The organism is Bacillus sp. SCT118, assembly GCF_058566435.1.
Map to the genome: position 1 here is coordinate 2512519 of NZ_CP191225.1, position 13073 is coordinate 2525591.

A 13073-nucleotide genomic window follows, 5' to 3' on the forward strand; every position below is an offset into this window, starting at 1 on the left:
ATGTCTTGTTTTGGCGCTTTATTGTTTCAATGGCCAGCCTTCGCTGAACTTGATGATCAGTGAGCGGCTCACTTAAGGCTGTCTCCTTTCTCATCGTGATTATAGAAATTTCATATGCATCTATAGCCCGCGAACATAAGTATTAATCATTTTGGCCATTGGAAAATCAGATAGTGCTTATAGAAATATGCATGGACTACTACAAAGCATCTAAAAAATTGGTGGTATATAAGCCTCTTTTTATTTTGGACTTGTGACAGTACTGTATAATCTCTGAAGTCCCCTTATATCTCTTCTAACCATCTGTTTCACTCCACATTTTCTATAAAAAAACAAGAGTGTATATCAATGATATACACTCTTGTTTTTTTATGCTTTTTCAATTTCGAGAAGCAGATCTCCCGTTTGGATCGGCTCGCCATTTTTCACATGAACCTGCTTGATTGTTCCTGAGAAAGGCGCCTGAACCGTTGTTTCCATTTTCATCGCTTCATTAATCATCAAATGATCACCTTTATTGACTTTTGTGCCTGCTTCAGCCAATACCTTAATAACGGTTCCAGGCATGGAAGCTGCGATGTGGCTTGGATTTGTCCGGTCTGCTTTCAGCCTTTCCTTAACGGAAGACTTAATGCTTTCATCTTTAATAACTACTTCGCGCGGCTGCCCATTCAGTTCGAAATAAACGACGCGAGTGGCGTCAGGCTGAGGCTCACCGATTGAAATCAGCTTAACGATCAGCGTTTTGCCGCGCTCAATTTCAACTTCTATCTCTTCACCCAATGTCATACCGTAGAAGAATGTCGGTGTATCTAATACCGAAATGTCTCCATAGCTTTCTGTCGTTTTCACATAATCAGTGAAGACTTTAGGATAAAGGGCATATGCCACAGCATCCTGATCTGAAATTTCCAAGTTATGCTGCTCTTTAAATTCCTGTTTGATCGCTTCAAATGACACCGGCTCAAGCAGTTCGCCCGGTCTGACTGTAATCGGCTCCTGCCCTTTTAAGATAAGCTTTTGCAGTTTTTCCGGGAATCCGCCATGAGGCTGGCCGATATTTCCTTTGAAAAGCTCCACGACAGAATCAGGGAAATCTAAAGATTCGCCTTTTTCGTAAACGTCTTTTTCAGTCAGATTGTTTTGCACCATGTAGAGTGCCATATCTCCGACTACTTTTGAGGAAGGCGTTACCTTGACGATGTCACCGAACATGTCGTTCACGCGTCTGTACATTTCCTTGACTTCGTTCCAGCGGTCCCCAAGGCCTACTCCCTTGGCTTGCTGCTGCAGGTTGCTATATTGGCCCCCTGGCATCTCGTGCTCATATATTTCAGTATGCGGAGACTTCATTCCGCTTTCAAATTCACTATAATATTTGCGCACCGACTCCCAATATTGGGACAGCAATTCAACGCCTTGGACATTCATTTCCGGACGGCGATCGTTGCCTTCCATCGCATGATAAAATCCGCTCGCGCTAGGCTGTGACGTTAATCCCGCCATTGAGCTGACCGCCACGTCTATGATATCAACGCCGGCTTCAACAGCTTTCGCATACATATAAATACCGTTTCCGCTCGTATCATGCGTATGAAGGTGAACCGGAATGTCGATCGTTTCTTTCAACGCAGAAACGAGTTCATATGCAGCCTGCGGTTTTAACAGCCCTGCCATATCTTTAATCCCGAGAATATGGGCTCCGGCCGCCTCAAGCTCCTTCGCCATCGATGTATAATAAGCAAGATCGTACTTCGTCCGGTTCTTGTCAAGGATATCTCCCGTATAACAAATCGCAGCTTCTGCCACTTTTCCGGTATCCCGAACGGCATCAATGGCTAACGTCATCCCTTTTACCCAGTTTAAGCTGTCGAAAATACGAAACACATCAATACCGGATTGAGCTGATTGCTTCACAAATTCTTTAATCACATTGTCCGGATAATTCGTATAGCCGACCGCATTTGATGAGCGAAGCAGCATCTGGAATAAGGTATTTGGCACTTCTTTGCGAAGATCTTCCAAACGCTTCCACGGATCTTCTTTCAGGAATCGGTAGGCTACATCGAAGGTCGCGCCTCCCCACATTTCCATACTGAATAGTTCAGGCCATAACGCAGCCGTAGGATTTGCGATTTTTTTCAAATCATGCGATCTGATTCTAGTTGCCAATAACGATTGGTGGGCATCCCTGAATGTCGTATCAGTTAAAAGGACAGATTTCTGCTCCTTAACCCAACTTGCAAGCCCTTCTGCACCTTTTTCATCGAGAATTTGCTTTGTTCCTCTGGCAGGCTGCTGATCAACGTCTACCTTTACGCTTAACGGTTTGTCAAACGCCGGTTTTTCTTTTTTCCCGATTCCGGGGAAGCCGTTTACTGTCACATTGCCGATGTAAGTGAGCATTTTCGTTCCGCGGTCTTTTTGTTTAGGGAAATTAAATAATTCAGGCGTTGTATCAATGAAAGACGTATCATATTGCCCTGTCAGGAACTTCTCATGTTTTGCAACGTTCTCAAGGAACGGAATGTTCGTTTTTATGCCTCTGATTCTAAACTCCTGAAGGTTTCGTACCATTTTGGCAGCTGCCTGTTCAAACGTTAAAGCCCAAGTTGAAAGCTTAACGAGAAGTGAATCATAGTATGGTGTGATCACGGCGCCCTGGAAGCTGTTTCCGGTATCAAGACGGACACCAAAACCGCCGCCTGAGCGGTAAGCCATAATTTTTCCTGTATCAGGCATGAAATCATTTTGCGGATCTTCAGTCGTAACCCGTGACTGAATGGCATAGCCGATTGTAAAAATGTCCTTTTGCTCAGGAATATTTACTTTTTTGCTGTGAAGGCTGTGCCCTTGGGCAACAAGGATCTGAGTTTGAACAATATCGACACCAGTAATCATTTCTGTTATCGTGTGTTCAACTTGTACGCGAGGGTTTACTTCAATAAAGTAGAACTCGTTGTTTGCAACAAGGAATTCGACCGTCCCCGCATTTATATAGTTTACATTTTTGGCAAGCGCAACTGCCGCCTCACAAATTTGATCCCTTAATTCAGGTGACAGCGAGACACTCGGCGCCACTTCAATGACCTTTTGATGGCGTCTTTGAACGGAACAATCCCTCTCAAAAAGATGGACGACATTGCCCTGCTTGTCTCCAATGACCTGAACCTCAATATGTTTTGGATTCTCAATTAATTTTTCTACATAAACTTCATCATTGCCAAAGGCTGCTTTCGCCTCTGATTTAGCACGCTCATATGCTTCTTTGACTTCACTTTCAGATCTGACAATCCGCATACCGCGGCCGCCGCCGCCAAGCGAGGCTTTAATGATGATCGGATAACCGTTAGCTTGTCCAAATTGTTCGACGGCTTCAAGTGTTTCGGCAGGACCGTCGCTTCCCGGAATCACGGGGATTCCCGCTTTTTCTGCCTGCTCACGCGCTTTTACCTTGTCACCAAACATATCGAGATGCTCGGATTTTGGCCCTATGAATACGATGCCTTCTTCTTCACATCGTCTCGCAAAATGAATATTTTCAGATAAGAAACCGTATCCCGGATGAATTGCATCGACTTTGTTTCTTTTCGCAATATCAATGATACCTTCAATATCCAGGTAAGCATCAATCGGTTTTTTCCCTTCACCGACCAAGTATGCTTCATCCGCTTTGTACCGATGGTAGGAACCGGAATCTTCTTTTGAATAGACCGCAACTGTACGAATATTCAACTCGGTACACGCCCGGAATATTCGGATTGCAATTTCTCCCCTGTTTGCTACTAATACTTTTTGTATCGATTGCTGAGACAAACTTTTCTCCCCCTTACCCGAATGGAATATAATCTATCATAGCGGAATATCCTTCCCCTGTACACACTTGTTTTTTACAGATAAACAGTTTTTTTGAGCTGTTTCTTTTTCATTCCCTTCGGCGCCAAGGGCTCTCTCTTTTTCTTATTCTCTGAATATTTCACAAACATGCTGATATTCGCTAATATCCCCATACTTGCCAGCAGCAGCACTAAAGAAGAGCCCCCGTAACTGATAAATGGCAGCGTAACCCCTGTAATCGGAATTAATCCGCTGACACCGCCAAGGTTAATAAACGACTGGATGGCAATCATGCTTGAAATGCCGATCGCCAGAAGACTTCCAAAGGGGTCCTCGCATTTTCTGGCAATATAAAAACCTTTTATGACGACAAAACCCAATAAGAAAATCACAAACAATACCCCAAAAATGCCGAGCTCTTCAGCAATGACAGCCATAATAAAGTCAGTGTGTGATTCAGGCAGATATCCGTATTTTTGGATACTTTCACCGAGCCCCAGACCGAAAATGCCGCCTGAACTGATCGCATAATAAGAATTGATCACTTGCAAACCTGATGAATTTGCATACTTAAATGGGTCTTCAAGACTCTCAAAACGCGCTAAACGGCCTTCAGTTAAAATTTTTTCCTGATTCAAATAGATAATCGGGCTGACTAAAATGAAAACAATTCCGCCCAGTATCACAAGCCTCACCAGCGTCTTTCCGCTGAAGCCGGAGCACAAGATCATGCACGTCGCAATTAACCCTATAATCATGGCTGTACCGAAATCTGGCTGCATGGCAATTAACCCGCAAATTATAAGCGTCATGACTACCGGAGGAGCTACACCAGTTAATAGATGGTCAATATAGCTTTGTTTTTTGGCATATACGGCTGCGAGGTATAAAATCACGACCAGTTTAACAAACTCCCCCGGCTGAATACTCATTCCGCCGATTTTAAACCAGCTCTGCGCGTTTCCGGCAACATGTCCGAATACAAACAGTGAGATAAGCGCAAGAACAGATACAAGCAGTATCCCCTTCTGAAACTTTTGATGGGCCAGTGCTTTATAAGGAAACAAAGCCATGAGAATAAATAGAGCGCCACCTGCAATTAAAGCAAACAGCTGCCGCATGAAGAAAAAGTTACTGCTTACTCCATACCGGGAGACAGCCGTAATCATGCTTGAGCTGTATACCATCACTAAACCGAATCCGCATAATAATACGATAGCGAATATCAGTGAGTAATCATAAGATTTTAGCATTTTTTTTAACATAACATCCTCTTCCCTGCTTCTAACTTCCATTATCTATGGTTTTTATGTATTTATCTTTTTTATTTTACTACAATTTATCAAACGAGACGAAGAATCTCTATACGATTCGGAAGGAATGTGTAAAAAAAGACCGTCTTTTATGAGATGAGAGAAAAATAGCGGTTATAAAAAAACCCAAACTGTTAATTAGTTTGAGTTTTATCATTTATTTAGCTGTAAACGCGTCATGCAAAGCAGACAATTCGCGCTCCAATGTGTATAAAAGGTCTTTACCGTCTTTTTCATCAACCAATCCCAGGCGGACAGCAAAATCGATTTCCCTCGAAAGCCCGAACATTTGAGTATCTAAAACCTCTTCATATAGAGGACATTGAGGCATCGTTAAGTTATCCATTTGTACTCGGATCAGCTTCAAAATCTTCTCAGCGTCCACTTTTAAGAGTTCAAAAGCTTTTTGCCGATGGTCAACTATCATCTCTGAAGCCAAAAGTATCCCTCCGTTCCCCAGGCGAGTACCTAATTCTTCTATTTATCATAAAGGGTATCAACAGAAAATGCAAGAGGATTTAAGCATATGACATAAATTAAAAAATACTCAGCCTGTACATCTCAGACATTATTTCCAAAAGCTTTACACCTGCAATGCTGTTCCCTTTTTCATCTAATGCGGGGCCGAATATGCCGATCCCGAAATCGTAAGGCGAAATGCCCATAATCCCGCCGGATACGCCGCTTTTCGCAGGAATTCCGACCTTAATTGCGAATTCCCCGCTTGCATTGTACATTCCGCACGTCACCATAAACGTTTTGCAAATTCTAGCGACATCTTTTGAGATGACTTGCTCCCCAGTCTCTGGATGTCTGCCGTTCAATGCAAATACAGATCCGATTTTCGCTAAATCCAAGCTGTTCATCTCAATCGCGCATTGCTTCGTGTATAAATCCATTACTGCTTCTACATCATCTTCAAAAATGCCGTACTGCTTCATATAATAACACATCGCCCGATTAATCATTGAAGTGCTGTATTCAGATTCAGCCACTTCCCGGCAGTATGTAATCTCTTGGTTGTTTGTCAGCCTTCTGATAAAAGAAAGCAAATAATCAAGTCTCTCTTTCACCGTTCTTCCTCTTATCAGACTTGTCACTACCAATGCCCCGGCATTAATCATAGGGTTTAACGGCTTGCTCGGATTCACTGTTTCAAGCTTGATAATTGAATTAAACGGATCACCGGTCGGCTCCTGTCCAACATAACTGAAGACCTTATCTTTGCCGTATTCCATTAACACCAAAGCAAGGGAAAGGACTTTCGATATACTTTGAAGCGTAAATGTTTTTTCTACGTCACCTGCTGACAGACAAACATTATTGGAATAATAAATCGCCACTGACAGGTCGTGTTTATCAGCTTTTGCCAAGGCGGGAATATAGCTGGCTACCTCCCCCTTGTCTGTTACTTTTTTCGCCTTTTTCACTAAGGCTTCAAGCTCATCATTATGCTGGCATACCATGCAAACACCCTCGTTCCCTCAGCATTTCAATACACATAATTTGTACACAAAGTGACAATTCATGCGAAAACTTTTATAATTTTGAGAGAAGGGGGTCATATCATGAGCGTTATCCAAGTAAAAGGCAATGTTACATATCCAATTACCATTGATCCAAGCGTATGGATTTTTGATGATCGCAAATTTTCGTTTGACCGCAAAGGGGACAGTCAAGACACATATTTACAATCAGCCGGGGATGAATCCGACCTTGATCCGGAACGCGTCATCAGAGAGGGGCGAATCGCCCCGCCTACATTAAAGACGGAAAAGCAATATGAGAAGCAAAAACTGATGAACGGCAGTTTCGCAATGAGACTTGGGACTGTCCTGAAAAATGCTGAGCCGAACAGCTCTGCGACACAATGTGTATTTGTCACAAGTTCGGGAAAGGCCGCCGTTTCTCTGGAAACCGCTCTGAACAGTATTGTCCATTTCAGTGAGGCAGGCAAGCCGATTCAAGAAGGCGGCCCCGTGCATATTTACTTTGAAGACCCGATTCATCACAAACAGCCGATTACCGACGTAAAAGAGATCGAAATCATTTAATGTTACAGCAAATCAGCTGCGAGCTGGGCGAGACCTGATCTCTCACCTTTTAACAGCTTCACGCTGCCTGAGATGGGTTGTCCTTTAAACCGCTCAACCACATAGGCTAAACCATTGTTCAGACTGTCTAAATATGGGTGATCAATTTGTTCAGGGTCACCCATTAAGACAATTTTACTGCCCTCACCGACTCTCGTCAGCAAAGTTTTCACCTCATGCCTGGTCAAATTTTGCGCTTCATCAATGATAATAAATTGATCTGGAATGCTTCTCCCTCTGATATAAGTCAGCGCCTCTACCTGAATTGAGCCAATTCCCGCCAAAATAGCATCAAGCTCCCCTGGTTTTTTCGCATTAAACAGAAACTCTAAGTTGTCAAAAATCGGCTGCATCCAAGGCTTTAGCTTTTCCTCTTTTTCGCCTGGCAAATACCCGATGTCCTTGCCAACAGGAACAATCGACCTTGCGACGACCAGCTTTTTATATATTCCCAAGTCTTCTGTCTGTAATAGCCCTGCCGCCAAAGCTAAGAGCGTTTTTCCGGTTCCCGCTTTTCCGATCAGGGTGACAAGCGGAATATCTTCCCGCAGCAAAAGCTCTAATGCCATTGTCTGCTGTACATTTTTCGGCCTGATTCCCCATATATGTTCATCATCAAATACGAGTCTTTTTAATACCGTTCCGGTTTTATCTGCAATTCCGACTGCCGAGGAGGACCCTCCTAGCTCATCCTTCATTAAAGCAAACTGATTCGGATAAAACGCATGCTGTTTCACATCGTTTACTGAAATTTGATTTTTTCCGTAAAAAGAGCTGAACAGCTGCTGGCTGATATATAAATCTTTATAGCCGCTGTACATTTCATCATTGTCCACAACCCGGTCATTCAAGAAATCTTCAGCAAGCAGTCCGATTGCGTCGGCTTTAACCCTGACCAGTACATCCTTACTGACGAGGATAACCGGCCTGCCATTTTCCTTGGTTTCTTCCTCGAGGCTCAAGTTTTTCGCAACGGCTAATATGCGATTATCGTTCGTCTTTTCAATAAAGATCTCTTGCAGCTGGTGAAACGAACGATGATTCAGTTCAATTCTCAGTGTGCCGCCGGTGTCAAGCGGGACATGCTCATGCAGCCTGCCCTTTTGTCTTAGCGCATCGATTAGCTTAGATACGTGCCTTGCATTCCTCCCAACTTCGTCCATATACCGTTTTTTTGAATCAACCTCTTCTAAAACGACAGCAGGGATGACAACCTCATTTTCTTCAAAAGAAAATATCGCGTTAGGATCCTGTAATAACACATTCGTATCTAACACATAAATTTTACTCAAGTCTCAGCCTCCTGATATAAGGGTCAAAGTTCTTCCTGCTTCTCTTTTGATGAAAAAGGTGAATGCCTGCTAAAATATATGTTTTTGTGCATAAAGATAGAAGGTTAATTCAACAATAAAATTAATGAAAGCATTTCAAGGAGGGAACCCGCAAGTGCGAATTCTTTTCATTATCATACAGCTGACACTTATCCTGTCCGCTTGTGCCTATCAACAAGGAAAACAGGGCCAGAATGTTGAAAAAGAATCAACAAGACAGCAGGAGACTAAACCGATTCACGTAAAGGACACAACTCAAGAAACAAAAGACAATGGAACAAGAACGGATATTGCCAAGCATCTTGTCAGCGTTGCTGAAAAAAACCCCGACGTCAAGGATGCAACAGCCGTTGTGCTGGGAGGTTATGCTGTTGTTGGGATTGATGTCGATGATACTTTGGACAGAAGCAAAGTGGAAACCATTAAATATTCTGTAGCCCAGGCGCTAAAGAATGATCGATATGGCGCCAACGCAGTAGTCATTGCTGATCCCGATACGGTCAGCCGCCTTCGCGAAATGAGCAGAGAAATCAGCGAGGGCCATCCGGTAACAGGTATACTGGATGAATTAGCTGCAATTGTCGGCCGAGTGCTTCCCGAAGTGCCTAACGATGTGATTGACAATGAAGACGAACCGCAAACAAAGCAGCAAAATGACCAATTAAATAGAAAACAGCAGCAGGAAATGGAGAAGGAGCAAAACGATCAATCTGATCATCATATGAAAAAGAACAACAATGACTAAGCTATAGCCTTGCGCTTTAGCTTTTTCTTATTTTGGACAGCTTCTGATCCGTGCTATAATACATGTTAGTGAAAGAGGTGATATGATGAGGGTCAAATGTTCTATTTGCGATAAAATTGAAACAATTGATGATGATACCCTGATCGCGAAACGGCTTCGAAACCGCCCGATCCATACATATATGTGCCAGGAATGCCACGATCGGATTGCCAAAAAAACAGAGGAACGGCTGAAAACGGGAAAATTTACTTTTCACCCGGGACAGCAGAAAAAAGAAAAAGTCAAAAAATAAAGCGGCCGCTTAACCATACAGAACACAAAAAAGACTCAGCTTTCAGCTGAGTCTTTTATGATTTTGCAGACTGTCCTTTTTTCGACTGATACAGCCGGATTTTGTAAATGATTAAAATCAGCGCAGCGACGACCAATCCTTCTGCCACGGGCAAAAACACCCCTAAAAAAGTCAAAACAGTGCAGCCCAACGCCAAAAATACATACACCACTGCAGATTTTAATACAGGAAGCCGTTTAGCAAATCCAAGCTTAAATACAATAACGGCCAACACAAAAATCGTGCCGTACAGCAGCCACATGCCTGCCGCAGGCTGCCGGTCTACTTGATATAGAGCGGCGAAGAACGACAGACGTTCGCTTACGTCATTCAAAAAGATTCCCTCCCCTGTAAACGTACGGGTTCTATCTTTTCAAATTCTGCACGAGATTAAGACAATCCTGCTGTTTTTTTCTTTTTAGCTGCTTTTTCACGTTCGTTCTTATTGAGGATCTTCTTTCTTAAACGGATGGATTCAGGCGTTACTTCACAATATTCATCTTCGTTTAAGTACTCTAGAGACTCCTCAAGAGACATGATGCGCGCTTTTTTAATTGTAGTTGTCTGATCCTTTGTCGCAGAACGGACGTTTGTTTGCTGTTTCATTTTGCTGACGTTAACAACAAGGTCATTGTCACGGTTATGCTCTCCAACGATCATTCCTTCGTATACTTCAGTACCTGGCTCAACGAAGATGACACCGCGGTCTTCAATTCCTTGAATTCCGTATGATGTTGCTTTTCCGTTTTCCATTGACACAAGTACACCTTGACGGCGTCCGCCGACTTGGCCTGCCTGCATCGGCTGGTAGCTGTCAAACGTATGGTTCAAAATACCGAATCCGCGTGTTAATGATAGGAATTCTGTAGAGTAACCGATCAATCCGCGGGAAGGAACTGTAAAGATGAGACGGACTTGGCCGTTTCCGTTGTTGATCATATCAACCATTTCGCCTTTGCGGGCACCCATTGATTCCATGACAGAGCCAGTATGCTCTTCAGGAACATCAATTTGCACACGTTCAACAGGCTCACAGCGTACGCCGTCTATTTCTTTGATAATAACTTCAGGTTTTGACACTTGAAGCTCATAGCCCTCACGACGCATATTTTCAATTAAAATTGACAAGTGCAGCTCACCGCGTCCTGAAACAACCCAAGCATCAGGAGAAGCTGTTGGCTCAACACGCAAGCTCACATCCGTCTGAAGCTGTGATTGAAGACGCTCTTCGATTTTGCGGGCTGTTACATATTTGCCTTCACGGCCTGCAAACGGACTGTTATTCACGACAAATGTCATTTGAAGTGTCGGCTCATCAATGCGAAGGACCGGAAGCGGATCTTGATGGTCTACAGGACATACCGTTTCACCAACGTTGATATCTTCCATCCCGGAAACCGCAACGAGGTCTCCCGCTTTTGCTTCTTCAATTTCCACACGCTTTAAGCCTTGGAAACCAAAAATCTTTGTAACACGGAATGACTTAGCCGTTCCGTCAAGCTTCATAAGAGAAACCTGCTGTCCGACTTTCATTGTGCCGCGGAATACGCGTCCGATTCCGATACGGCCTACATAGTCGTTGTAGTCAAGAAGGGCAACTTGGAATTGAAGCGGCTCCTCTGCATTATCAACAGGTGCCGGAACATGCTTAATAATGGTTTCATATAAAGCTTCCATGTTTTCATCCTGTTGTTTCGGATCAAGACTCGCTGTTCCATTAATCGCGGAAGCATATACCACTGGGAACTCGAGCTGCTCTTCATTGGCATCAAGCTCAATGAACAGATCAAGAACTTCATCGATAACTTCCTCTGGACGAGCAAAGTCACGGTCAATTTTGTTTACAACAACAACAGGGTTCAGGTTTTGCTCAAGAGCTTTTTTCAGAACAAAACGAGTTTGAGGCATACAGCCTTCATATGCGTCAACGACAAGCACTACGCCGTCTACCATTTTCATAATCCGTTCTACTTCTCCCCCAAAGTCTGCGTGTCCAGGGGTGTCCAAAATATTGATACGTGTATCTTTATAGTTAATCGCAGTATTTTTCGCCAAAATTGTAATGCCGCGTTCGCGTTCAAGATCATTTGAGTCCATTGCGCGTTCAGCAACCTGTTCGTTGGCACGGAACGTACCAGCCTGATGTAAAAGCTGATCGACTAAAGTCGTTTTCCCATGGTCAACGTGGGCAATAATCGCGATGTTGCGAAGATCATTTCGAAGTTTCACTTTTTCATCTCCTAAAAAAATTAGATAACTTTCATATTATATCACACATCCTCTTTAAAAGCGTCACGTTTTTCAGTAAACTTAATATAAGACGTAAAAGGGGATGGAAAATATGAAAAAAATGAATTGGCTTTTACTATTATTTGCATCTGCAGCGGTTTTCAGCATTATGCTGATCGGCGTCTTTATCGCTGAAAAAAGCCCTGCAGGCATTATCGCCAGCATTGTACTTGTTTGCGTTGTCATGGGCGGCGGATTTACATTAAAAAAGAAAATGCGCGAACAAGGCTTGCTTGATTAAAAGCATTGCCCCGCCGGCGACATTGTAATCAAAAAACACCGCAAAGAAAGCGGTGTTTTTCATTTCTTTAAGCCTTATCTCCCCTGTTTCTTAGTCAGGAAGATGCAAATCATCCTTCATACATAGACAATCGTTCTAACGATCACACGTGCAGCCTTCAAAAAGTAGTTCGGCAACGATACACATAAAATACCATAGCGCCTATTCCTCCACCGGAAGCTACTCCCTATAATGGAATTTGTAGCACAATTCATAAAAGGGAGAGAAGAAACATGAAGAAAACATTTGTAAAAAAAGCTATGTTAACGACTGCCGCAATGACATCAGCTGCTCTATTAACGTTCGGTCCTGATGCAGCCAGCGCAAAAACACTAGTTGATAACACTGCTGTTCAACTTCAGCATCAGGCGAGCACTAACGAAGATCTCAATACATTCATTGATATATTAAATCAATGTATATACGAACAAGACGGTGTATATTATTTTGACAGCGAAAAAGCTGTCGAGTTAGGAATGACAAAAGAAGAGGCTCAGGTAATTGCTACACTCTGGGAATCGACATCAGAATTTTTCAGCATTGTTTCACAATGTGTGTATCTCGAGGATGGAAATTACAAATTTGATACAGAAAAAGCAGTTGAACTTGGCTTCACAGAAAAAGAAGCACTTGCACTTGAACAATTTTTCTCCGCTGTTTCTCTCAAGATTCACATTCTTCAAGCAGCCATTGTGCTACAAGATGATGTGTACAGCTATGATAAAGACGCAGCGCTACAAGCAGGTGCAACGCCACTGCAAGCTGACGTTTATGAAAAACTCTTCAGTGCCCTGTCACAAGAACAGCTTGCCGCTATTTACGATATGATTCATCCCCAGGCTTAATGTGAAAAA

12 protein-coding genes are annotated in these 13073 nt (G+C 43.1%); 5 read left to right on the forward strand and 7 right to left on the reverse strand.

The window, feature by feature from the left end; genetic code table 11:
- Window positions 1-369: 369 nt before the first annotated feature.
- The 4 genes from pyc to glsA form a co-directional block, all read right to left on the reverse strand.
- Window positions 370-3816 (reverse strand): pyruvate carboxylase, encoded by a 3447-nt coding sequence (pyc, locus tag ACQVGT_RS12730; protein ID WP_015483189.1) that lies wholly within the window; start codon window positions 3814-3816, stop codon window positions 370-372.
- Between the two features lie 74 nt (window positions 3817-3890).
- A complete protein-coding gene (gene ftsW, locus ACQVGT_RS12735) occupies window positions 3891-5102 on the reverse strand; it encodes a cell division protein FtsW (protein WP_015383580.1) in 1212 nt (403 codons plus the stop codon).
- 205 nt (window positions 5103-5307) lie between these two features.
- Window positions 5308-5589 carry an Fpa/YlaN family protein gene (locus ACQVGT_RS12740; protein ID WP_003245286.1) on the reverse strand — a complete coding sequence of 94 codons (282 nt, stop codon included), beginning with the start codon at window positions 5587-5589 and terminating at the stop codon, window positions 5308-5310.
- Window positions 5590-5686: 97 nt separating this feature from the next.
- A complete protein-coding gene (gene glsA, locus ACQVGT_RS12745; RefSeq protein ID WP_003245206.1) occupies window positions 5687-6616 on the reverse strand; it encodes a glutaminase A in 930 nt (309 codons plus the stop codon).
- 102 nt (window positions 6617-6718) lie between these two features.
- Here glsA and ACQVGT_RS12750 point away from each other — a divergent pair, with 102 nt between their 5' ends.
- Window positions 6719-7204: a hypothetical protein gene (locus tag ACQVGT_RS12750; RefSeq protein WP_015383578.1), complete on the forward strand. Its 486-nt coding sequence runs from the start codon at window positions 6719-6721 to the stop codon at window positions 7202-7204.
- A 2-nt stretch (window positions 7205-7206) separates the two neighbouring features.
- Here the strand turns inward: ACQVGT_RS12750 and ACQVGT_RS12755 are convergent, their stop codons facing one another.
- Entirely contained in the window at window positions 7207-8535 is a 1329-nt protein-coding gene (locus ACQVGT_RS12755; RefSeq protein ID WP_015483188.1) for a PhoH family protein, read from the reverse strand.
- Window positions 8536-8689: 154 nt separating this feature from the next.
- On the opposite strand from ACQVGT_RS12755, the gene ACQVGT_RS12760 reads away from it, so the two are divergent.
- Window positions 8690-9319 carry a YhcN/YlaJ family sporulation lipoprotein gene (locus ACQVGT_RS12760; RefSeq protein ID WP_003232269.1) on the forward strand — a complete coding sequence of 210 codons (630 nt, stop codon included), beginning with the start codon at window positions 8690-8692 and terminating at the stop codon, window positions 9317-9319.
- A gap of 82 nt (window positions 9320-9401) precedes the next feature.
- Window positions 9402-9611, forward strand: a complete 210-nt coding sequence (locus ACQVGT_RS12765) for a YlaI family protein (protein ID WP_003232271.1) — start codon at window positions 9402-9404, stop codon at window positions 9609-9611.
- A 55-nt stretch (window positions 9612-9666) separates the two neighbouring features.
- Here ACQVGT_RS12765 and ACQVGT_RS12770 read toward each other — a convergent pair whose 3' ends face one another.
- Window positions 9667-9984, reverse strand: coding sequence for a YlaH-like family protein (locus ACQVGT_RS12770; protein ID WP_003232274.1), 318 nt, complete (start codon window positions 9982-9984; stop codon window positions 9667-9669).
- 56 nt (window positions 9985-10040) lie between these two features.
- Window positions 10041-11879: a translational GTPase TypA gene (gene typA, locus ACQVGT_RS12775; protein WP_003232278.1), complete on the reverse strand. Its 1839-nt coding sequence runs from the start codon at window positions 11877-11879 to the stop codon at window positions 10041-10043.
- Window positions 11880-11991: 112 nt separating this feature from the next.
- On the opposite strand from typA, the gene ACQVGT_RS12780 reads away from it, so the two are divergent.
- Together ACQVGT_RS12780 and ACQVGT_RS12785 are read left to right on the forward strand one after the other, a co-directional pair.
- Window positions 11992-12180: a YlaF family protein gene (locus ACQVGT_RS12780; RefSeq protein WP_015483187.1), complete on the forward strand. Its 189-nt coding sequence runs from the start codon at window positions 11992-11994 to the stop codon at window positions 12178-12180.
- Between the two features lie 272 nt (window positions 12181-12452).
- The gene (locus ACQVGT_RS12785) at window positions 12453-13064 is read left to right on the forward strand and encodes a hypothetical protein (protein WP_015383573.1); all 612 of its coding nucleotides are present in this window, start codon (window positions 12453-12455) and stop codon (window positions 13062-13064) included.
- Window positions 13065-13073: the final 9 nt, after the last annotated feature.